Here is a 23516-nt window from a genome sequence, read left to right as displayed (position 1 = left end):
TTTGCTCCAATGGTTAGAGACGGGTGATGTCTCGCGGAATCTTCTTAAAGGTAATATTCATTGCTCGAAGTTCTTGCTCAGACAGCAAGCAGGTATCCGCGTAAATAACGTACGAGGTCGCACCGCATTCAGCTGGGATACGGCTGAGATATTCACGGTCGAGCACAGTGGCTCTATCGGGGTCGTAGGCAAAGATGTAACTAGTTCCGTTAGCCGTACCTAAGTAATCTGAGAACGTGGTATGTCGATAGTCGACCAAACCCTCGCTGGTTTCTAAGAACCAAATGTATTCTCGTATCTTTTCTAACGGTATGGAGGGGTTCAAGTTTGAGTCGATAAGAAGTGGTTCTCCCAATTCGAAATAAGAGAATGTTCCACCCGTACCGTCACACTTCTTTTTACCGCTACCGTATCCTTGAATGACCTTTTGAACACGTTTTGAGGTGATATCCCGAGCATGATCGCCGAGCTCGATCAGAATAAACTTTCGGTTCTGGCCATCACGATTGTTAAGGTTCAAGACAGCATGTGCTGTAGTTCCGGTACCTGCAAAGCTATCTAGGATAACTGCATTTTCAGGAACGAGAAGCTTGAAAATCATCTCAAGATAGCCCACTGGTTTGGGGTATTCAAAGACCCCTCGCTTCCCGAATATGTCCGCCAATACTTCACTACCTCGCTCCGAATTGACAGCCTTGTCAAGCCATAACGTAGTCGGGGTTACAGCAGCTCTCGAGTCTAGGTAATCCTTTTCAAATACCGACCATTGCTTCTTTGCTGGCATGTATCGCGCAAAGAGTTGACCTTTCTTTTGGAGTACTGAGTCGGAACCCCAACGCCAACGCCCTTCTTCTTCCGGCGAGATCATAGGAAAGATTTCAATTGCACCCGGCACTTTTTCTAAAGAAATTGATTGCGATTCTTCGTCCCAATAGATTGGGAAAAACATGTTGGGACGATCCTCACGGCGACTGTTGTTTCCAGTTTTTCGAAGATCGATCTCTCGCCACATCCGCCCATCTTTATCAGACCTTCGATAGCGTGAAGTGATGTGTTCTCCCGGTTCAAATCCGCCTAGTTCCAAGAGATTTGTTTTCCTGTAAACGAGCAAATATTCATGTGCAGTTGCAAAGTACTTGGCATCGGAACGACCCTTTTGATTGTTGCCCACACTGACACATCCGATGTGGTTAGAGGCTCCAAAGATTTCATCACAAATGAGCCGGAGGTTATTTACTTCGTTGTCGTCAATCGAAATAAAAATTACTCCGCGTGGTGAGAGCAGGCGCTGCAGCAGACGCAGACGTGGGTACATCATGCAAAGCCACTTATCATGCCGGGAAAGATCTTCACTTTCTTTCCCAACGACCTCGCCCAGCCACTTCTTAATCCTTGGGTCATTTACATTGTCGTTATAGATCCAACCCTCGTTACCAGTGTTATACGGGGGGTCGATATAAATACAGTCAACCTTTCCTTCGAAACGCGGCAACAAAGCTTTGAGTGCTTCGAGGTTGTCACCGTGGATGACCATGTTCTCAGAGCCGTTGTCTGCCTCATGCTTGCCGGTCTCGTCGAAGGAATACTGGCGGTTCAAAACGCGGAAGGGCACGTCAAGATGGTGGGTTATAACTTTGTCCTTACCGACCCAAGTTAGTTCTGGCATGTCCTACCTCGCTTAGTTTTCTGATGAATATTTTTCGTCTGCTGCTCCGTTTGAGCGACCCCAGTCGTCAACTTCTGAAAGTTTGAATTTCCAGGAGTGGCCAACCTTGTAGGCGGGCATATTTTTGTTATTTATCCATTGAGTAATGGTTTCTCGTGTTACGCCCATATGTTCTTGTACGTCTTTCATCGTCACCCACTTTAAGTGTTGAACTCATCTCTAACCTCCATTCCTCTTGGTGTGGTCAAAGGAAACGGTTACTTGCACATCAAAATCGGATTGATGATTTGAAAAACAATCATTTCCATTGGCGTCCACCATACGCCAGCGACTCACCCCAGTACCGTCGTGGCCACGAGTCTGGAATGTGGCAGATAGTCTCGCAAATTCATTGGGTGCTGTTCGACCAATTGGAATGCACTCTGGAGAAGAAAGTCGGAAATGCTTCTCACTGCCCGAATTTTCACAGACTAGATAACGGTCTAGCCAGATAACGCTACCTTTGTTTTGAATTGTCCATTGGTGCTCAAAAGTTTCCCAGTGAGACAACAAATATTGTTGTAGTGCTGGCGGACGCGAAACAAGTAAGGAGTCTCCAGCTGCTAGCGGTTTACGCATCAGCGCTTCTCCCAAATTCTTGCTTTCGGTAGCGCGTTGATACCAACTAGTCAGTGAGATTCCATGGTGAGGATTGAATATCTCAGCATTCACCAATGCTGCACATGCTTGAAAGAAGTATGAAGCTTCAATTTCGTCAGCTATTTCGATTCCTGCCGATCGAGCCAAGTCCACAAGCATCAAATCTTGCTTGTACTTGACAAAGATGTCTTCGAAAAAATTTGCGATGCCCGAGCAGTTCACTTCGGAGTTATTGAAGCCTTCTCTGATTGATTCAGTAAATGGTTTGTTCCCGTTGTAAATCTTCGTCGCGTGGCTCTTGTCTGTAACACCAAAAGCGTTCCCTGCCGCTTTAAGTAGTTCATTGAGGAACTTAGGTTTGCTCTTGTGTACTGATTTGATGTAGAAGGCGTCGCAGAGCAATTTGAAGTAGCTAGTCAAGGCGTCTCTTTCTTCAGTTCCACGAATCCTGCCACGAATTCCATCTTTTGCTGTTTTCCGGCCCGATCGCTTCCATCTTTCGCTTCGTAACTTAAATATATGAGGAAAGTCTCAGGTCGTAGCGCTACTCGGCTCACCCTAATTGTCTCACGCTACCTGGCACTAACGCCTCATAACCGGAATTGAATCTAAGGATTTTTGATTAGAGGTGATGATTATGAGAAAGCACAATCACAAGCAAAGCTCAACGAAGGCAGAGTCTGCTGCTGCAGCAGCTCTTAGGAACAAGAAGTCCAGCAGGTCGACCAAACAAAATCTGAGGCATACCACCTACCGCTCAGAAAACGCACGAGATGACAATGAGGAACTTTCTATCATCGACACCATACCCTCCGATGCCACTCACTCCACCCCAGAGGATTGGGATACCAATCTTCTTCTCAAGGGCTTCCTGACATCCCTCGATCCTATCGACCAGGCTATCGTCATTGGTCGTCTCCAAAACTACGGACAAACAGAGATCGCACTGCAGATCGACATTTCCCAACCTGCAGTGAACAAACGACTCAAGAAACTACAGAAACTTTTTCAGGAGAACTTAGCGTGAGCGGTTATAAAACACATTCTGCCAGAGCCTTCACACTAGGAAGCCACATTCTCTCGGCTAAATCTCTGAAGCACTTATCATCAACTACTTCATGGAAAGGAGCCATCACAATGGCCAACGATACTACACTGCAAGAATTTCAGAACCCTGCCGTTAGAACCATTCGCACCACCGGAGCCTACCTCAAGCACGCCCTCCTACAGTCCCGAGATTCACTAACCATAGGCGTTATAGCCAAAGACTACGGTTTTTCCGCTCAGCGGCTAAATAAGCTCCTCCATGAATTAGGCATCCAGCACAAGCAATCTGGCATCTGGCTGCTTTATCAGCAGTACGCAGGGTACGGTTACACAGACACCAAAACCTACATCATCAACGATAAGGGCCACACGCGCGTCCACACCTACTGGACTCAAAAAGGCCGACTATTCATCTACGAAATTCTCAAGGCCCAAGGCATTCTGCCAGTTATCGAACAAGACAGAAAATTATACCCCCCCCCTCTAAAAGCCTTCCCAATGTAGGCAAACAATTCTGTTCGTCTACACCACTAAATCACGATTTCTATAGGAGGAATCTTATGTCAGACCAAATGGTCCTAGAAGCTCAGCGCTGGTTGAATCGTACCTACGGTGATAAGACCGGATTCGGTTCAGTCGCAGAGAACGGAAAAACAGGCTGGGCAACAATAAACGCGCTAATTCGTGCGCTTCAGATAGAACTGGGCATCACCTCGACCGTGAATAATTTTGGCCCTGGAACTCAATCACGATTCAAAAATCGCTGGCCCAACGGGATTACTCAAAACTCTACCAAAAGCAATATACACGGTATCATCCAATGCGCATTATGGTGCAAGGGTTACCCAGCAGAATACGGTGGAATCACCTCACAATTTACATTAAATGTTGCTGATTCAATTCGCGCTCTAAAGTCCGATATCGGTATTGCTAACAACAGCACCATTGACCTCGAGATGATGATGGCGCTTCTCTCGATGAAACAGTTCCGACTGCTTGCAGATTACGGCGGCAAACTATCTATCAGAGCTGCCCAACAGTCTATTAATCGCCACTACAAAAATTACACAGGCATCATTCCTACCGACGGTCTATATGGGCGCGAAATGAACATCGCTCTGATTCAAGTACTCCAGGCCATCCAAGGTTTCACTCCTGAACAAGCCACCGGAAATTTTGGACCGGGCACTCGATCTAGGCTGCAAACCATCAATGGTGGAACCAGCCAATGGGTATGGCTTACAACAGTAGCTCTGATTTGCAATGATTATTCTTTATCTCCTACTAGCACGTGGAATGGCGGCATTGCTAACCACCTCAGCCAGTTTCAACATGTACACGCATTACCAGTAACCGGAGTGGTTGACCCAACCACGTGGATGAGTCTGCTCACTTCCAAAGGCGACCCCAATCGTGCTTGTATAGCGTGTGATACTCGTTTTGAGATTACTGATGAGTTTGCGGGGTACTTAAAATCTGACGGTTACAAAATTGTCGGCCGCTATCTAACAGAACCTGGTCAAGAAAATCTTGCTGAATCCGAATACTTTAAGGCACTTCGCACGGGTGAACTGGAGCGAATTGTTAGCCACGGGCTGCAATATTTCCCAATTTTCCAAGAGTACTCAACAGCCCTTAGGCACTTCACTGCTGAGACTGGTGCGCGTCACGCAGCAGAAGCACAAGCCGCTGCACAACGCCTCGGAATACCAGCGACTGTAATCTACTTCGCGGTAGATTATGACGCAACCGATACGGAAGTGACGAGCAACATTCTGCCATATTTCCAATCTGTGAAAGCCAATCTTAAAGGCGGGTACCGAGTAGGAATCTACGCCCCACGTAACATTTGCACCAGGGTCGCTTCAGCAGGCTACAGCGTGGCCTCGTTTGTTTCTGATATGTCTACTGGGTTTTCAGGAAATCTCGGTTTCCCGATCCCAAACAACTGGGTTTTTGACCAGTTCCATGAAATTAGCAGGTATCGAGGTAAGTGGGATCTGGACCGGGTTGCATTTTCTGGTCGAATTGCTGCAGTTGGATCCGTTCTTCCTTCAGGCGCTAATCCACAGCCGACAGTGTCATATAAGGCCCCTCCTGCGCCTAACCTAGCAACAATTATGCCATTTTCCCAGGTGCTACCCCTGATTCGTAACATTGAATCCGCCTATTCTAAATTTGCTGCTGGCGACTGGGAGAATTATGCGACGCACCCGGATTATCGACCTAGTGAGGTGGTTCCTGGTGTACTTCGGTATCTCGCGCGAGACTACCTGCAGGATTGGAAATTTGCCGTTTCAGCAGGAACTTCAAAAGACATTCCTTTTGAGTTGTATTTTGAAGAGCAAAATCCTGAAGTTATAAGCAGTATAAACCCATATATTAGTGCACAAAGAACACCTTTTACAGATGCCAATCGGCAAGGTAAAAACGATCTTGCTCATCTCACTTACACTCTGTATTGCTACCTCTATACAAATCTGACTCCAGACCATTGGGCAGGTTGGGCAGGAGATCTTGCTACAGGAATGCGTGACGTACATCGCTATATACAGGCACACCCTGATCTGGATCGAACACGCGTAGCAAACTCTCTTATTGGCGCCGACCCAGCATATCCAGCAACCTATTTCATTAATGCTGGGGTTGACACAAACTCACTAGGGGTTTCATGCAACTTCACTGATATTTGTGATGATGCTGATGCCATTGCATTAAGTTCTATGGTTAAGCAACTGGGGAACAATGGCATACGGTCTCTGTCCAGCGCCATGGAGCAATACTACGGAAATATTATTACTTCGAATCGCTACAGTGTCTACGAATATGATGGGCTTGACTATTCCTCAGTTGACGCCCTATATAACACAACTTGGAACAGAATGAATGGAGTATTAGAGGGACTTCCTTATGGTTTGCTTGACCTAGCTGGAAACTCAAGTCAAGAAGAAAGACAAGCCTGTGTAAGAGCATTTGCGAACTATCTATTCAATCGCTCTCGCTAAACGTCAAACTTACCGGGGGCGGCATCATCTATGGTGCCGCCCCTGCAATGTTCCGCTCGACGGCGATAGTTATAGTACCTCCACACAACAGTTCCGCAAGTAATCGTCACACCAAGAAAAACCCAGAAGACACCCTTACTTTGCAAATACTCGACGAAATTTCCGGGAGCAATAAAAATGAATGTAATGAAAGCTGATGCTGCCGACATGCTTACCATGACTGGTAATGTGACTAGCCGAAAAGCGTTTAAGGAAGCTGCTACCCAATGTACCGGGATAAATAGCAGTCCAGTGCCAAAACCTAGGCCAAATATCGTTGATGTTATTTCAATAATTGCGTTACCCGATGGCACATCATTGTCATACAGCCCAACAGGAGTCAATGAACACAACCAACCAATTAATGGTGGAATCAAACAGAAAAATAGGTAACGCAAATACTCGATTTTACGAGTCCTGGCTTTCTTTTCTATTACTTTTATTTTCATGAACATTAGAGCAATCCCAGCTTTATGATTGCCATTGCTAGTCAACTCTTACAACTTTAGTGAAGATTACATCAGCGACGGCCGCGTGCTGCCTGATTCCCCATGCTGCTTCCGGTAATAAGGCGAGGGAATGACTCTTGAAGGATCTCTCTTAGCTTTCGTGCTTATCTTTACCCTTGTTAACTCGTTTAGCTCCTTCAGTTACGAATGCGTAGACAAAGCCCAGGCTTAAGCCGACTATAAGCCAAAAGTTGTGGTCGTCTGTAATGTACCCAAGCACTACGCCTGCGAGCGCGCCAATGCAGATGCCGATTGCCAGACGAGCGTAGAAGCCGGGCTGTGAAATTCTTTTTTCCCTCATACCCGGAGCTTATCTCACAAACTGACCGCCGACGCACTCCGTGTATGACGATCCAGGACTATTGATCCTATAGAGCACCGCTACAAGTTTTGCAAGACTGCTTTACCCCGAGTAGGCTTGAGCGTGCAAGTTACGTCAAAGATCGACGTTAGCCGGTGTTTGACTGTTGCAGCGGATCAAACGGAGGCGCCTATGGGAAGTGCTGTAGAACTAGGTAGAGAATCCTGCTCTACCTGTGTTTGAGATTTTGATCTAATCTCATTCGTCCATGCTTACTATCCCAGATTCTGGAATCATGTGAAAGGAGAAAAGCATGACTATCCAGAAAATCGCCCTCCCACTGGTGGGTCTGACTGTTACGACTGCTCTGACGTTTGTGGGAATTGCGCCTGCATCTGCTGCTGAAATTGAAGTTCCTAACAACCAGGTGGCCTGTACGGCTGGAACTCTCCATAACACATGGGCAGACAATGAACTGCTGTGCAAGATCGTTGATATCAGCAGTTATCTGAAGTTCGGCTCCGATGGCCGGTCGTTGACCACCACACTCACCGACGCGCAGCTAGTTACCGATTATGGTTTCACTAGTGCGCAAGTCGCAGATTTTCGGGAGATCTTGGCTGGCACCTACAAGCCGCCAGCACCTCCAGTAGGTGTCTATGCTGAACGCTCCGCTCGTTTCTACATTTCGAATGAGGATCTGAAAGCAGGAGCGTTTGCTGCACTCGCAATAGCCGCAGAGGCAGGGCCTGAAGCTCTTGCGGCTGCGTTCGTAGGAGTTTCGTCACTGATGGGTGGCCCTGTCGGCAGTATTATCGGTGGCGGTGTAGCTCTTCTTGGTACTGGGTTCTTTATCGCCTTGGCACTGAAAATCACTGGAGCATTAGCCCAGGGCAAAGGTGTCGCCTTCTATCCGCAGTGGGACTTCCCACCTTTGAGCGTTGCGATTGAGTAACTGTTCTTTTGTGAGAGGAGGCGATCACCATGGAGTTGAAACACAGGATTATAAGTTTCGCTATTATGTGTGGTTTTGCGTTGGCAGCTAGCACTGAGATGCGTGAACGGTTCGACTTGGGGTATCCCATTATTTTCTATGGGGTTCACGGGTTGTTTATCATCGGCATGCTTACATACCTTCTCCTTGGCGTACGTCGCCAGAAGATTGCCGCTCGTGCAGCATTGCGAGGAATTCTAGCTCTGCTTGCCTTGTATGCAGTGGGCGCCACTCGAGCCTCATTCGCTCCAGCTTTGATTGTGATTGTCGGTATTGCCACGATGACAATCTGGGTTCTGGCTGAAAGAGCACGCACGGCGTCGAAAGGTTCCGGTTACCCCTAAGCTCCGCAGCACATTCTTGACGCCTGACGACAACCTCCGAGGCGGTAGACGAATTCAGGAACAGCAGCGGCTCTGCACTGGGCGCTGCTATCTCTGATCGGTTTCGCGCCAGACTCTTAGCGTCACCGCCTTGCCACCAACACCTACGGATACAGCTCAATAATATCTGCCCCCAAATTCCTGCTTGAGCCTGTCAAAGATGTCGTCAGAGAAAGCTCGGATGAGTTCTCTGCGCGCTTCTTCCTGGTTGAGTAGAAACTTGTGCCACTCGGTGTTTTGGGAGTAGCCGGCGATAAGCGCGTCTTGGGTTTGCTCTTCCACAGTGTGCCGGAAACTGTTCTTCGTGTTGACTCGGGCGCTCTGCTGCACTTTAGGATCCTTTGCCAGAGTTGCTTGCAGCGCTACTAAAGAACCGGCGGCAATGTCGGTGTCGAAGCTGGTTCCGTAGCGGGCATTCCAGTCTTGGATAATCTTTGACAGTTTCTCAAGCTGCGTTTCTGTTAACCCGCTGCCTGTGCCTTTCGCGATTTTTACTTCGGGTTCTGCTAAGAGCCGCTCGTTCTTGTGTTCTTGACGCTTTTTGACTGCGAAGCCTTCGATCATGACTTTATCGGTGAGATCAAAGTCTAAGCCACCACCATGGCCTGCATCTATTGCCCGAATAAGGCTGGTGCAGAAGTTGTAATCCATGTGCATAGCTTTGTCTTCAAAGGGCATCACCTGTAGCAGGAAGGTGTACTGCTTAATAAAGTTGCGAACCACACGCCGTGCCTCGTCAGCTTCTTCCTCTTCCATGTCCACGACGATGCGAGCAGCAGCATCAATCAACGACCACATCCGTTGCTTGTCCCAATGCGTTAACTGCTTGTTCGACAGAAGCTCGTTGTATTCTTCCACATCATCAATGTCGAGAATCTGCAGTTCTGTGAGCCGCCGATAGGTCTCGTGCACGTCACTGATCGTCAAAGGATCGGTGAGGGTCGTGGTTTCATAATATGGAGCGAATGCACTCTGAATATCCTCGAAGTCATTAGTGAAATCCAGGATGAAGGTGCGTTTGTCATAGACCACTCGATTCAACCGTGACAGAGTTTGAACCGCTGTGACGCCCCGCAGAGTTTTATCGACGTACATTGAGCACAGCTTTGGTTGGTCGAAACCTGTCTGGTATTTGTCGGCCACGATCAGCAACCGGTAAGCATCGGTGTCGAACTCCTTAGCGGTGAGGTCGTCGCTGAAACCATTGAGGCCCGCCTCACTCCAGGTCTTGCCGTCAACTTCCACTTCTCCGGTGAATGCCACGAGTGCCTGGTGCTTACCTAGCCGGGGCATATCTGCCGCTCGCAGTTTCTGATATGCGAGGAAGTATCGAGCTGCCTGTTCACGCCCTGCAGTGACGATCATTGCTTTGGCCTCACCACGAAGCGTTGGCGCGACAACGGACGTGAAATGCTCCACCATGACTTTGAGCTTGTTGGTGATGTTCTCTTCTGAGGTCGAAATCATGTGGGCAAGCTTGCGTTTGGCGGCTTTGCTTTCCAGCTCGGGGTCGTCGTCGACAGCTTTCACAATCTTGCAGAACGCATCATAAGTGGTGTAGTTAGCTGTGACGTCGAGAATGAAACCTTCATCGATAGCTTGTCTCATGCAGTACAAGTCGAACGCTTCATAATTGCCGTCTTCATTGAGCCTGCCAAACTGCTGTAACGTGCGCCCAGTGGGAGTTGCGGTGAAGCCAACCATCGAGATGTTGCCCTGCCTAGACGATGCACGCATTCCTTCAGATACGAACTGTGCGAGTTCATCAAGTGATGAGTCTGGTTCATTCCCGCTGGCCAAGGCGGCGTTAATGGAGGCCATGTTCTTGCCGCTTGTGGATCCGTGTGCCTCGTCGATAATCACCACGAAGCGTTTACCTGAACCGGCCAGCTCACCTGCAGACAGGTAGAGAAATTTCTGCAGTGTTGTGGCAACAATCCGGTAGCTGCTTTTGCGCCTCGTCGGGTCGAGCCCGAGCGCCTTGCCAAGATCTGCCGATGTCTTGTTTTTGTCCATGACCCGTATGATCCCTGAATCTTTCGCCATGTCCATAACAGCGTCTTGAAGCTGCTTGTCCACGACTTTACGGTCGGTTGCGATGATGACCTTGTCATACAGCAACTCGTCTGTTTCCGGCTTGTATAGGCTTGCAAGTTTGTGGGCTAGCCAGGCAATCGTCTTTGTTTTGCCAGAACCCGCAGAATGCTCTATAAGGTAGTTCAACAAGACGGGGGTGTTAAGCATGTCGTTAGAGATGGATCGAACCGCACGCAACTGCTGGTAGCGCGGAAAGATTGGCCGCTCGCCGACCTTGCGCCCGCGCTTATCGCGTTTCGTCTCGATATAGATGAAGTCATACAGCAGGTCGAAGATTGTTTCTTTCGTCCATATCTGTTCCCACATGTAGGCGGTGTTAATACCTTGGGGATTGTGCGGATTCCCGCCGGTCACGTTATGCGGGCCCTCGCCATTAGGCTGCCCCTGGTTGAATGGCAGGAAGAACGACTCGCGTCCCTTTAGCTCTGCACACACATAGACTTCGTTTGTGTCCATCGCAAAGTGTGCGAGAGCGCCGATCTTGGGAGACAACAGCCGTGTGGAACTGTCGCGTTCTACCTGGTACTGCTTGATAGCGTTTCTATAGTCGCCTGAGGCAGAGGTGTTGCACTTGAGCTCGATGGTGAATAGGGCCAGCCCGTTTAGGAAGATCACTAGGTCGATCCGCTCGCCATCCTTGTGGTAGACCTCTTCCATGATCGACAACTGGTTGGCATCGAATAAATCCCGCGATTTTGCATCAAACCCTGCCGACGGGCGCGGATAGACCAGATCAAGTTGAACGCCGCCGTCAAAATCTACGCCATTCCAGATTGCGCGAATTAGCCCATCAGCAGCGATCTTGTGCATGATCTTGTTGCGAATAGTGGCATCAGCCCCACCGCTGTAGGCAGCCCGCAACAAGTCAAGCTTGTCACCCTGCGTGCGCTCAAGGAACGCAAACAGTAACTCCTCATCAACCGCCCACACCGGATCAAACACATCACGAGACCGCTCAACATACCCCGCCGAACCAACAAGTTCATCGATAATCAGACGCTGGAACGCCTTCTCATTAATAGGGTTCGCTACAACCATCAGGCCACCTCGCTCACTCGCCGTTTACCCGTCACATACTCAAAAATCAAGGATTTCTTCTGTTGCTGAAAGATGGCTAGTTGGCGTTGCTTTATCGAAATTACCTCACCAATTCGCAAACACTTCATATCAAGAAAATCAGCAATCTGCCGTTGATCATTTATCGACGGCAGAGGAAATTTTGAAGCTCCAATTTTCTCGAAGGTTATGGCCTCTCGCGTTGCGCCAGTTTGGTTATTAACTATCCAATCTTGGCCAATGGTCGACCAGCAGTATTGCAAATATCTGCTATCAACCTCTTCTGGAATCGGTCGGATAATGCACACATGCTGATTGACGTTGCCATCTACGAAATCACTTGGTACAACACAAGATCTACCTATGGTACCTACTCCAGTAATGTTAAGTAGTATGTCTCCGGGACGAACCTTTGTATTCCACATTTCCAAATCGGTTTGGTGATCAATAAAAACAACCTCATCTAAGTGAAGCTTATCCCCGTAAATATTCTGACTCCGAATAAGTGGAATTCCGTGCTCAACATATGAGTCGGCACCTCCAAGAGGGGTCTTCCCGCTTCCAATCTTTGTAACAACAGAAGATTGTCGAACCAGCTTCCAACTTTCTGGGATCTCGCCGATCCAGGGGACTCCGCTTGGTTTCATCGGCACCGTGGGGTCTAGCCCCTTTGTTACGGCTTCGTGAATCACAGACTTTTTAAGCTGTTCCAGTGTCTCTATTTGTTGACGAAGAAGTTCGACAGCGCGATCAATCTTGCCCGTCTCTTTATCGAGCACAGCTACAATCTGTTCTTGCTCGCGAGAATTATCGACTATAGGAAGAACCATGTTTCCAAAGTTAGCGCCAGTAAGTTGATTGATTGTCGATGTCAAATAAGTAGGAAGATAGAAATCGAAGACTCCCGAATTTAACAGGTAGTAAAAGTACCGCGAGTTAACTTTAGGTCGTGCGATCATCATGAAGGAGCCGAAAGCGAACCCCTCATCGCCGACCAACGCGTTTTTTCCAATTAGGTGTCGACTTCCATTGCTCGAGCAGATTAATATATCACCTGTATGTGCTTTCGCTTTCTCTGGCACTTTGCTGGAGACACGAATCAAATCTCCTAGTTCCAACAAGCCATTCTGGATATTCCCGGAGCGCAACACGGGAGTTCCCGTGTCACTTATGTCTGCTGGATCGTAAGTTAAGCCATGCCACGCAGGTGCAATGTATTTGACGCGAGTTGTCTTCCAGTGAACAGGAATGTCGCCGATCCACTCAATCCCGCTTGGTTTCATGCGCTCCGCAGTCATCGCAACGCCTCAAGCACATCTGCTAGTTCTTCTTCAAGCTGGAAGAAGCGATCCATAAGCACATCCGAAGATTCGGGCTGCTGATATTTGTAGAAGTATCGGGTAAACGGGATCTCCGCCCCAGTTTTCACCGTCTTATCACTCTCTTCGTCTACCCAGACAGCGTCAGGCACATATGGGAGCACTTCCCGCTCCATATAGTCTTCAATGTTCTCAGTGAGAGTGACGATTTCAGTGTCTTTGGTTGCTGGGTCGAGGATTACTTGGCCTTTGCGGTCATACTGAATGGGCGCAGTTTTATCGATCGCAGAGAGCCTGTCTGCGACCTTATCGAACATGGCTTTCGTCTGAGCAGGCGTCTGTTTGACTCTATGGTCAGGCAAATCAGCTAAGACAGTCCGCAGATGGTTGATAAACTCTTTTGAATCCTGCCAGGTTTGCTCACTGATGTTTTCCCGCAGCACGTTCAGCATCTGCTCAAAGACTGGTTCGGCCATCTCTAGCGCGGCAAGAGTTTTACTCAGTTTCGCATCGCGATCTGCGGGGTCGATTAAACGCAGTTCTTCAAGCTTGGCCGGGTTGTGCATAGTGTCAGAAAACTTACCCTCAGCCAGCTGCGCAATACGTTCTTCAGTGATCCGATAGTTGCGTTGCAGGGGTTGATACACACTGTATTCGTGGTATATAAACTCTTCAGCGTCAATGATCTTACAGCTCTCGGTCTCCACAAAATCGGTATAAGTGGAGACGATCTGATCAATTTGATCATCGGCGATAAACCTGCGTTTCTTACCAAGCGAGCGGCGCATCGGAGCCCACAGGTCGGTAGCGTTGATCAGCTGCACCTTACCTTTACGGTCGGGCCGCTTATTCTTAGAAAGCACCCACACGTAAATCGAGATGTCGGTGTTGTAAAACAGTGATCCTGGCAGCCCGATGATTGCCTCGATGTAATCACTTTCAAGCAGCCAGCGTCGTATCTGCGATTCGCCTGAGGAAGTGCCACCTGAAAAGAGCGGGCTGCCGTTAGAAATGACACATGCCCTGCCCGCTGATCCTTCCATTTTGTGAACGATGTGCTGCATAAACAAAAGCTGCATATCCCCCGTTGCCGGCAGACCGGCAGGAAAACGGCTAGCCAAAACAGGCTTTGCGTGCTCGTCCCTGACTGCTTTCTCTACACCCGTGGCAGCATCTTTACCCCCCCACGGTGCACCGAAGGGAGGGTTAACGAACTGCAGGCGCATGTATTCGCCTGGGAAGCAGTCCTCTTTCATGGTGTCGGCCAACTGAATGTTGTTCGCACGCTGGTTTTTAATCAGCATGTCTGCCAAGCAGATCGCATGCGATTCGGGGTTAACCTCTTGGCCGTATAGGTAGATCGAAGCTTCCGGGCACATCTGAGCGAGCTCTTCTTTAGCGACGGAAAGCATTCCTCCCGTTCCGCAAGCCACGTCTGCCACGTTGATGTTCTTCCCTGGCTGGAACAAATCCTCACTGCCTTCAGCCAAACCAAGACGCACAAGCAGGCGCACAACTTCACGCGGCGTGTAGTGATCGCCGGCCTCCGCGTTTTCAGAAAACCTGCGGATAAGCTCTTCGAACATATAGCCCATGGCCACGTTATTGATACGTTCGGGGGCAAGATCAAGCTCAGCAAACTTACGCACCACACCCGTCAGCCGTGAGCCTTTATGCATTTTGTCGATCTGGCTAAAGAAATCGAGGCCCTCGTCTCTATCCAAAATCATTCGGATATTTGGGGAGAACGCTTCGATATATGTCTTCAGGTTTCGGTGCAACTGCGCTGGTTCTGCTAGGAGCTTTTCCAGCGTATATCTGCTGGTGTTGTAGAAGGGGTAAGTGCTCACCTGCTTCAAGATCGCATCTGGGGTGGTGTCATCTTGCTCATAGACCGTGCACACCGCATCTTTAGTTGCCTCGAGAGCACATTCAAGTCTGCGGATGATAGTCATCGGAATGATGACGTCCTTATACTTGTCAGCCTGATATGTGCCGCGCAAAGAGTTCGCGATGCTGAAAACGTGGTCAACCTGTTTCTTCACATCAAGCTGGCTCATGCATTCCCTTTCGAATCAGTTTCAGCAGGTGTTACCTCACAGATAGCATAGTGCGCGAGTTTAACGCCTACTCACTCAGCGTCAGCGCTTTTTCAAGCGCTGCCTTAAGCCGGGCATCAGCCGCGCCATAAGCACTCCAATCCCCCGCCTTCATGGCTGCGTCACGATCAGAGAGCGCCTTTTGCATTTCAGCTAGCGCCTCAGCAAGCGAGTTAGCCTCCACCGTCGGGCTGCTGCCTGCCGCATCGGTAGTGCCGCTCTCACCTGCGCCAGCATCAGTGTCTGCCTCATCGGCAACAGGGTCGGTAGCCTCAGCAGCAACCGTTGCGTCCCCCGCTGCAACACCAGAGTTGCCGCCAAAGAGCTTATCGAGCGCCTCATCAAGCGTATTCTCGAACGCAATTTTGTCACCAAATGACACCAGCACCTTTTGCAGCAGCGGGAAGCCGCGCGACTTACCCTGCACATAAACCGGCTGCACATACAGCAGGCCACCACCAACCGGCAGGGTCAGCAGGTTGCCACTGATCACATCGGTTTCACCCTGGCGCAGAATGTTCAAAACACGTGACACTTCTGGGTCGGTGTTGAAGCTGTTTTGCACCTGACCCGGGCCGTTAATAGTCGACCCCTTCGGCAAAACCAAAAGTCGCAGTTTGCCGTAGTTCTCATTCACCACACCGTCTTGACCGGTGCCCGCGTTTGCATCAGCGGCAAGATAGCCGGTCAGAATATCGCGGGCGTTAGCGCCCGTCTGATTCGGAATATAGGTCGAATAAATCGAGAAGCTCGGGTCAGCGTCAGGCCCCGCAGACAGCGTCAAATAGTAGGGTGGCTGTGCTGGTGTAGCGGCACGGCCCTGCACCGGCTCACCCGTTGCAGGATCAATCTCGGTAGCAGCTCCAGCCGCAGCAGCACGGCCCGGGTTTTCCGGTGTGCGCCACGCATCCTCCATAGAGTAGAACGCGCCAGGGTCTGTCACATGGTATTCGCTTAAGACCTCACGCTGCACCTTAAACAGGTCATTCGGGTAGCGCACGTGACTCAAAAGATCAGCGCTCATCTCTGACATGTTAGTCAGAGTGTTCGGGTAGATATTCTGCCATGCTTTCAGCACCGGATCTTCTGTATCCCAGGCATAAAGCTTGACACTGCCGTCATACGCGTCAACGGTTGCTTTCACCGCGTTGCGAATGTAGTTTACGGTCTGGTTATTGCGCTGGTTCGGGTTGTCAGCGTCAACAAGAGTGCTGCCAAGATTTATCTGCTTTGAGTAAGGATAGTTAGCGCTGGTCGTGTAACCGTCGATGATCCAAACCACACGGCCATCCACAACTGATGCGTACGGGTGCTGGTCAAGCGTGAGATACGGTGCCACAGCTGAGACGCGCTCCATCGGGTTGCGGTTATAGAGAATCTGCGATCCATCAACAACAGCTTCAGAGAGCAGCAGCTCCATTGACTGGAATTTGAGCGCGTAAATCAGCTTCTCAAAAATTCCATGCAGCACCGGGCCGCCATCACCGTTAAAGATTGTGAGATTTTGGCGCTCACCGTCAGCGCTCTGCGCTTCTTCTGCAGCATCAGCCTGCACATCGTTTGACTCTGCAGTTTCGGCAACACTCGCTTCTGCAGCAGACTCAGCATCGGCAGGGAAATCAACCTCAATTGGGTGCTCGCGTTCACCACCAACAATTGAATATGGGGGTGAGTTCAAACCAAAGTAAATGCGCGGCTCAAACTCGCCAAGCTTACCGCTGGTTGGAATGCCGTTCTCAAGGAAAACCGGCTCACCGCCCGGTGAGCGCTGATTACCGAAAGCAGCAACCAGGCCGTAGCCGTGCGTGTAAACCAGCGTCCGGTTGTACCAGCCATCCTGCGCGCTGATATCGATTTCACGCGGCGCAGACACAGTGTCTTCGATACGGCCATCAATTTCGTAACGGTCAACGCTCAAAGAATTACCGAAACGGTAGTATTGCTTGCTCTGCTCCAGCTGCGCAAATGTTGGTGCAACAACAGCAGGATCCATGATCCTAATATTTGCTGCCGCGACAGCATCGTTGCGCAGCGCCCCCGCCTCAGCGTTGGTGACTGCCTCATACCGCTGCACTTCAACATTCTCTAGACCGAACGCTTTGCGGGTGGCGGCTATGTTGTGGGCAATAAACTCTGACTCCAGGCTCTTCTCATCTGGCCCGACGCGGAACTGCTGCACACCCCACGGCACAGCTGTTGTGAGCACCAGCGACGACACAACAAAAAGCGCAGCACCAATCACCGATACCCGCCATTTACCGTTGCTAGCGGTAATGATAAAGAGGATCGCAACAACCACACCAATCCCTGCAAGAATCTGCAAACCTGGGATCAGCGCATTAGCGTCAGCAAAACCCGGGCCGGTAAAACGCCCGCTGCTATCCGACAGCAGAAGGTACTGCCCCATCCAGTGCTGCAGGCCGGTCAGCAGCACCCAAATTGCGGCGAGAATCAGAGCCTGGATCCGCACACTCTTTGAAATGCGGAAAACACGGCCGGTGATTTCGATACCGCCGTAAACATAAGACACTGCAAGAGAGGCAACTAAGCAGACAAGCACAACCAGCTGCAGGTAGGAGATTAGCGAGACGATAACGGGAGCTTGGAACATGAAGAACTGGGTGTCAAGACCAAACACCGCGTCAGTCTGCCCGGTAGGTTCACTGTTTATAAACAGCAGAATTTCACGCCAATTAGCCGCCACATTAAAACCGGCAATAACACCGAAGAATGCGGGGAAGAGCCAGCGCAGCACTTTACGTAACGGCTCTACAATCTGCTGATACTGTGCAATCTGATTTGAGATCTTCGCGTAAACCGGGCGCTTTCTAAACGCAATCTCAAGCGATAAGAAAACCGGCACAAACATGCCAAGAAAACCGGCTATAAATGCGACAGCGGTTGCGATCCACTGCGTGAATAGCACGCTCTCAAAACCCAGCTGCGTAAACCACAAAATATCTGTGTAGAAGTTGGCAGCTGCGCCCAATAGGAGCACCAGGGCACCCACGATCAGCACCGAGATAAGTAGCGGTGAAGGTTTTCTTTTTCGAGCACTTACCGACGGTGCTGGATTAGCCATTACTCCCCTTTAGGTGTTTCAATTCAAATGTTGCCCCTATCCTAGCGGGGCAAACACCTAATCTCTTGAGAGTTCAAACCTCACAGCCCAGTATTTCGCTCTCAGCATTCACACCGTTCGCAAAATCACGAATAGCGGTGAGCGCTTCATCAAGATTTTTAACCGCGCGCAGGGTGATTCCCGCAGGCAGATCCTGTGGCAGATCGCGACAGTTAGTCGCCGGGAAAAGCATCAAATCGCTCCCCTTTCGCTGCGCCGCATAAATTTTTTGCTTCAAACCACCTATCGCACCGATCGTTCCGGCGGTGTCAACTGTGCCGGTCACAGTTATATTGTGACCGTGCGTCAGATCTTCGGGCAGCTTCTTATCAAGCACTGCGAGCGCGAAAACCGCTCCCGCGCTCGGCCCGCCAATATCTTCGATAGCGTAGGAGACCTCTTCAGGGGCGTCGAAATTTGTTTTGGTGAAGATTCCAATAAGTTTTCGACCCTCAACCTCTACGGTTTCTGCGGTGACGGAAAGTTTTTCGCCTGCGCGCAGCACCTCTACTTTGGTGTTTGCCTGCTTACTGCTGTTAATTATTTGACTAATCTGTTCCGCTGAAGTGACCGGTTTGCCGTTTACTGTGAGAATTTGATCGCCCTCTTTAAGAAGGTCGATGAATTTCGAGTTATCGAAAAAGCCTGCAACCTCGAATTTGACTGGAATGTTTGCGCCAAGATAGTTGAGTGCGGCGACCGCTGCTGTTTGCTGCGCTGAGGTCATTGCTGCCTGCTGCTGTTGCAGATAGTCGTCGAAGTTGGTGTTTTCTGGATAGATTTGACTCATCGGCACAATATCTTGTGCCGGATCCAGCAGGGCTGGAATAAGACTTGCCAGCGTCGGTTTTGAGCTGGGGTTGCCGAAGCTGTTGACCGCCACTAGGTTGAAGGCGCCAGTGTTTGCAGCATCTGCGGCGTCTTTTACCTGCACAAAATCCATATGTTTTGCGTTTGGTTCGCCTGAGTTGAGCTCACCGAGAGTGTTTAGCACTATGCCTGGGCGCTCCACAACATAGTCAACCGGTGTCACAGCAGCGAGCACGGCAAAAACTACGACCCCAGCAGCCCAATAGATTTTGCGGGATCGTTTGCGCGTCTTTTGCAGCGGCTGCTGGTTAGCGCTCGACTGCCCCCGCTGACCGTTCGCTGTTGGCGTGTCATCAATATTCACAAATGCAGACTATCAGCAGGATTCGCCGTGTTTCTGCTAGTAGTTTTAGATTAATACTTGATGAAGGGATTGCTTTGAGCGAGGGCAACAAATCTAATCCGTTTGGTTTTGATCCAGAAGAAATTCGCCGCATGTTAGAGCAGATGCTGGGCGGTCAGGGTGCTGGTGTGAACGCAGAGGGCGCGCAGTTCTTCGGTCAAATTTTTTCTGCTTTTCAGGGCGGATCGCACTCTGACGACGGGATAGACTGGTCTGTTGCCCGTAAAAGCGCATTAGAGACGCTCTCGCAGGCGACGAAGCCTTCAGCAGCCAGCAGTGAAGAGTATCGGGCTGCGCTGCTGCAGGCGATAACCCCTGCAATGCTCTGGCTTGATGAGGCGACCGCGATTGGATCCACCCCGCACGCACCCCGGGTTATTGATCGGGTGGAGTGGGTCACCGCAAGCGTTGACACTTGGGTGCAGTTTGCGGCCCCGGTTGCTGACTCGGTTGCCTTAGCGATGCGCGCCTCGCTGGCAGAGCAGATTCCGGAAGAAATGCGTGAGATGGTTGGTGGGGCAACTAAAATTCTTGAGCGTATTGCCGGCACGATATTTGCCTCCCAGCTCGGGAGCGTGATTGGTAGACTCGCGCAGGAGGTGCTTGCTGGCGGCGATATTGCGGTGCCGGTTGTGAGCGGTGAGGCTCACGCGGGCGGCACTTTTGTGTTAGAAAACATCACTTTTTTTGGCGCAGACTTAGATATTTCTACAACTGATATTGCGCTCTATTTAGCTGTGCGGGAGCTCGCGTTTGCCCGCCTCTTCCGTCATGCGAAGTGGTTGCGCCCGCACGTTCTATCAGCGATCACAGAATATGCGCAAGGAATCACCCTAGACACCTCTCAATTGCAGGATCTGGCGCACGATTTTGATCCTGCACACCCTGAGGGTGTTAATGAGCTATTGAGCTCGGGGGCGCTAATTCCGCCGCGCACAGAGCAGCAGGAGCAGGCGCTCGCGCGTCTCGGGCATATGCTGGCTCTCATCGGTGGTTGGGTTGATGCGGTAACAGATGCCGCCACCAAGAATTTGCCTGCGGCGCCAGCAATTGCTGAAATGATTCGGCGGAAGAGTGCTGTCGGTGGGCCTGCTGAACAGGTGTTTGGCACGCTAGTTGGTTTGGAGTTGCGGCCGCGCAAACTGCGTGAGGCTTGTGAGCTTTGGGCTCTGATTGCTGACCGCGGTGATATTCAGCTGCGTGACAGTCTGTGGGATCACCCGGATCTGCTGCCGACCATCGCTGAGGTGGAAAATCACGGGGCGCTGCTTGAACGGCTCGGCCTTGGTGGGGGTGCGGGTGCCGCCACAGCAGAAAACGATCTGGATGACGATCTACGCAAACTGTTACGCGGTGACTTTGACCGCTAGTTAACAGCTGTTAACAACCGTTAATTCGTAAAAATAGCACTGAATACTGTTATGCATGTATCTCAGCACAGACTTTTTACGGATCAGCCCACTGTTTGCCGCAGCTTGGCTTACGCCAAAATCGTTAAGATTTGGTTTCAGCTCCCCGCAGTTGATTATGGGCAACATGACAACGGCAATAGAAAGCGTTATATCTCTGCTTTTGCAGGGGGCAAGCCTCGCTACCATCGAACGTCACGCCGCTCGGCAGGGTGTGGGCAGGGAAGAGCTCACAGAGCTTCTGCAGCTGCTCTCCCCTGTGCTTGATAGATTGCCTGACCTGCCGGACACAAACCTCGAAGAGCTGCTACCGCACGGCTGCAGGGTTAGCATTGCAGCAGCGCCACTGTCGCACGCTGACGGCGCACAAACCGTCAAACTCTTACAGTCGGCTTTGGAGGGTCTCGGGCTGCGCGTTGTTAATGAGGATCCCCAGGTGTGCATTAAGCTCAGCAGATATCTGCTGACCAAAACAAATGCTGATGCCAAGGAACAGTTAGCAAGACCGGTTTTGCCGGTTATTTTCGCTGACTGTGACATCAGAATCGGCCCCACAATTAATAAACTCGGTTTCCCGTGTGTCAGCTGTCTAGAGCACAGTCGAGTTGCGGCAGATCCCGAAAAACCGCTTCTCGCAGCGCAGCTTATGAGCCGCAAACCGCTCACTGAATCTCCGCTGAGCATCGCCCTGATTGCCCCCACCGTTGCGCAGCTCTGTCAGGCCGCGCTTGGCGGCGCAGCCAGCACGGTTGGCAGCAAACAGTATGTTTTTGATTTCACCTCGCCGCCCCCACTTTTTGCCGAAGCGCAAGAGATTACAGCAAACCCTGATTGTTTGTGCAGTGACAGCCCACTAGAAGTAAGAGACGGGAATCTTTGCCTCACGCAGAAAACGTGACGGCTTTTCCTGCCCCTCTTGGGCGAGTGAAATTCTAAGCACATCTCTGGCTCTAGTTATTGCAACATAGGCTAGACGTCGCTCTTCCGCAACCGCCTGCTTGCTGTGCGCCCGCCGATTTGGCAGGCTGCTGTCTGTTGCGTTAACTAAATAAACGCGAGACCACTCTAGACCCTTCGCAGCGTGAATTGTGAGCAAACGCACCTGCTCCATCGCGGGGCTCAGACCCGCATTCTCTAACTCATTTAAATGTTTTCGAAACGCATTCAAAGAAACCCGGCTCTCACCCGCCAACCGCTCAAACTCTCCCAGAACGGCAGTAAGGCGAATAGACTCCGGCGTTTTGGTGCTGCCCGATACCGCATGCATTATTTCCGCAAGCAATCGCTCGGTGTGCGCCGGTGAATCAGCATGCGCATGACTGCTGTACTGCTGCAAAAGAGCGGTAAACTTCATAATCTCTTGAGCAGAGAAGAACGGCATATCAGCCTTTGTCTCGCACGCAATCCCATTTGCCCTAAGCGCCGCACCAAACTCTGTGAGATCAAAGCTGGTGCGCGCCAAGATCGCTATCTCGCTGGGTTTTATGCCGTTCTTCAGGTCAGCGTTGATCGCTGTCAAAACAGCCTGCACTTCCTCGCTGCGAGTTTCAAACACCGCCCCACGCACCGGGTAGCCGCTGCGCCCGCGCACAGCACTGAGGGTGAGAGCGCCGGGCCGATCCGCAATTAGAGTGTTTGCGCTGGTAACAATTTCTGCTGCCGAGCGATAGTTTTGCTGCAGCAAAAACTCCTGCGCCAAAGGGTGCTCCCTGCCAAAATCAAGCAGGAAACGCTGATTTGCGCCAGAGAACGAGTAGATAGTTTGGCTCGCGTCACCAACCACACAAATATTTTCCCTATCGCCAAGCCAGATATTAAGCAGCTCGTACTGCAGCGGAGAAATATCTTGAAACTCATCAACAGTAAAAAACCGATACTTCTTGTGCACCTCACCGAGCAGCTGCGGATCGTGCAACAGCATTCCAGCTGTCAAACTAAGCACATCATTCCAGTCCATTAACCGCTGTTCAAGTTTGCGATCTTCATAAGCCTGCATAACGCGCAGCACATCAGCCACGTCAAGATCTCCCCGCAACCGGTCGGTCGCGGTAGCGTGTGCCGCATATTCTTCGATGGTGAGCAGCGACACCTTCCGGTAGTCGACCTCTTCAGCCAATCTTTCAAGGCTCGTCTCATTAACCGCGAGCCCCTGCTCAACAGCAACCTCCTGAAGCAGCGGTTGATTGTTGAGAATCAGCTCGGGCAGCGAAGAGTTTGTCGTTTTGTGCCAGCCGGCAGCCAACTGCTGCATAGCCTCCGCATGGATCGTATTCACAGTCACCCCGGTGATCCCCAAAGAGCGGAGACGGTGTTTCATCTCGAGCATCGCCTTGCGCGTGTATGTGATCGCTAAAACATGCTCTGCGGCATAGACTCCAGTCTGCACCCCATAGGCAATCCGGTGTGTTATCGCTCGTGTTTTACCGGATCCAGCACCCGCACGCACCACAACAGGCCCGATTAGCTGTTGCGCAACAGCACGCTGAGATTCATCGAGTGAGCGCAGAATGTCTTCGGGGTTTAATGTCACCCTGCCTCCTTAGGCTATCTAATTAAACAAAAAGCCTGTTTTCAGGCTCTGCTGTGGCGTGCCTAGATGGTCACTCAGGAAGGCAGTTT

At 50.6% G+C, this 23516-nt stretch carries 18 protein-coding genes; 7 read left to right on the top strand and 11 right to left on the bottom strand.

Features of this window, described 5'->3' with window-relative positions:
* Positions 1-13: 13 nt before the first annotated feature.
* Genes HCR00_RS01050 through HCR00_RS01040 form a run of 3 tightly spaced genes read right to left on the bottom strand, consistent with a single transcriptional unit; the run spans position 14 to position 2725 of the window.
* On the bottom strand, positions 14-1666 hold the full coding sequence (locus HCR00_RS01050) for a site-specific DNA-methyltransferase (protein WP_167142024.1): 1653 nt from the start codon (positions 1664-1666) through the stop codon (positions 14-16).
* Between the two features lie 12 nt (positions 1667-1678).
* Positions 1679-1855 carry a helix-turn-helix domain-containing protein gene (locus HCR00_RS01045; protein WP_167142902.1) on the bottom strand — a complete coding sequence of 59 codons (177 nt, stop codon included), beginning with the start codon at positions 1853-1855 and terminating at the stop codon, positions 1679-1681.
* A gap of 30 nt (positions 1856-1885) precedes the next feature.
* On the bottom strand, positions 1886-2725 hold the full coding sequence (locus HCR00_RS01040) for an NBR1-Ig-like domain-containing protein (RefSeq protein ID WP_167142022.1): 840 nt from the start codon (positions 2723-2725) through the stop codon (positions 1886-1888).
* Between the two features lie 217 nt (positions 2726-2942).
* On the opposite strand from HCR00_RS01040, the gene HCR00_RS01035 reads away from it, so the two are divergent.
* From HCR00_RS01035 to HCR00_RS01025, 3 genes are all read left to right on the top strand, one after another.
* A complete protein-coding gene (locus HCR00_RS01035) occupies positions 2943-3332 on the top strand; it encodes a sigma-70 RNA polymerase sigma factor region 4 domain-containing protein (protein ID WP_167142019.1) in 390 nt (129 codons plus the stop codon).
* Positions 3333-3442: 110 nt separating this feature from the next.
* Positions 3443-3856, top strand: a complete 414-nt coding sequence (locus HCR00_RS01030) for a phage antirepressor KilAC domain-containing protein (protein ID WP_167142016.1) — start codon at positions 3443-3445, stop codon at positions 3854-3856.
* A gap of 56 nt (positions 3857-3912) precedes the next feature.
* Positions 3913-6357, top strand: a complete 2445-nt coding sequence (locus HCR00_RS01025; protein ID WP_167142013.1) for a glycoside hydrolase domain-containing protein — start codon at positions 3913-3915, stop codon at positions 6355-6357.
* On the opposite strand, the gene HCR00_RS01020 is transcribed toward HCR00_RS01025, so the two are convergent.
* Together HCR00_RS01020 and HCR00_RS01015 are read right to left on the bottom strand one after the other, a co-directional pair.
* Entirely contained in the window at positions 6354-6890 is a 537-nt protein-coding gene (locus tag HCR00_RS01020) for a hypothetical protein (RefSeq protein ID WP_167142011.1), read from the bottom strand. The two genes, HCR00_RS01025 and HCR00_RS01020, sit on opposite strands and share 4 nt — an antisense overlap.
* Positions 6891-6996: 106 nt before the next feature.
* The gene (locus HCR00_RS01015; protein ID WP_167142009.1) at positions 6997-7206 is read right to left on the bottom strand and encodes a hypothetical protein; all 210 of its coding nucleotides are present in this window, start codon (positions 7204-7206) and stop codon (positions 6997-6999) included.
* Between the two features lie 313 nt (positions 7207-7519).
* On the opposite strand from HCR00_RS01015, the gene HCR00_RS01010 reads away from it, so the two are divergent.
* A complete protein-coding gene (locus HCR00_RS01010) occupies positions 7520-8161 on the top strand; it encodes a hypothetical protein (protein ID WP_167142006.1) in 642 nt (213 codons plus the stop codon).
* Between the two features lie 29 nt (positions 8162-8190).
* Complete coding sequence (locus tag HCR00_RS01005) at positions 8191-8544, top strand: hypothetical protein (RefSeq protein ID WP_167142003.1); 354 nt, start codon at positions 8191-8193, stop codon at positions 8542-8544.
* A 156-nt stretch (positions 8545-8700) separates the two neighbouring features.
* Here the strand turns inward: HCR00_RS01005 and HCR00_RS01000 are convergent, their stop codons facing one another.
* From HCR00_RS01000 to HCR00_RS00980, 5 genes are all read right to left on the bottom strand, one after another.
* A complete protein-coding gene (locus HCR00_RS01000; protein WP_167142000.1) occupies positions 8701-11718 on the bottom strand; it encodes a type I restriction endonuclease subunit R in 3018 nt (1005 codons plus the stop codon).
* A complete protein-coding gene (locus HCR00_RS00995; protein ID WP_167141997.1) occupies positions 11718-13034 on the bottom strand; it encodes a restriction endonuclease subunit S in 1317 nt (438 codons plus the stop codon). The genes HCR00_RS01000 and HCR00_RS00995 overlap by 1 nt, the downstream gene beginning before the upstream one ends.
* Complete coding sequence (locus tag HCR00_RS00990; protein ID WP_167141994.1) at positions 13031-15115, bottom strand: type I restriction-modification system subunit M; 2085 nt, start codon at positions 15113-15115, stop codon at positions 13031-13033. Before HCR00_RS00990 ends, HCR00_RS00995 begins: the two co-directional genes overlap by 4 nt.
* A 67-nt stretch (positions 15116-15182) precedes the next feature.
* A complete protein-coding gene (locus tag HCR00_RS00985) occupies positions 15183-18236 on the bottom strand; it encodes a UPF0182 family membrane protein (protein ID WP_208317285.1) in 3054 nt (1017 codons plus the stop codon).
* A 73-nt stretch (positions 18237-18309) separates the two neighbouring features.
* The gene (locus HCR00_RS00980; protein ID WP_167141991.1) at positions 18310-19449 is read right to left on the bottom strand and encodes a YlbL family protein; all 1140 of its coding nucleotides are present in this window, start codon (positions 19447-19449) and stop codon (positions 18310-18312) included.
* Between the two features lie 74 nt (positions 19450-19523).
* Here HCR00_RS00980 and HCR00_RS00975 point away from each other — a divergent pair, with 74 nt between their 5' ends.
* Both HCR00_RS00975 and HCR00_RS00970 read left to right on the top strand, forming a co-directional pair.
* On the top strand, positions 19524-20858 hold the full coding sequence (locus HCR00_RS00975; protein ID WP_243854481.1) for a zinc-dependent metalloprotease: 1335 nt from the start codon (positions 19524-19526) through the stop codon (positions 20856-20858).
* Positions 20859-20913: 55 nt separating this feature from the next.
* The gene (locus tag HCR00_RS00970; protein WP_166984993.1) at positions 20914-21795 is read left to right on the top strand and encodes a hypothetical protein; all 882 of its coding nucleotides are present in this window, start codon (positions 20914-20916) and stop codon (positions 21793-21795) included.
* Here the strand turns inward: HCR00_RS00970 and HCR00_RS00965 are convergent.
* Entirely contained in the window at positions 21751-23427 is a 1677-nt protein-coding gene (locus HCR00_RS00965) for an ATP-dependent helicase (protein ID WP_167141989.1), read from the bottom strand. The genes HCR00_RS00970 and HCR00_RS00965 overlap by 45 nt on opposite strands.
* Positions 23428-23516: the final 89 nt, after the last annotated feature.

It is taken from the genome of Canibacter zhoujuaniae (assembly GCF_011752005.1).
Lineage (GTDB): Bacteria > Actinomycetota > Actinomycetes > Actinomycetales > Microbacteriaceae > Canibacter > Canibacter zhoujuaniae.
This window is presented reverse-complemented; position numbering and strand designations above follow the sequence as displayed.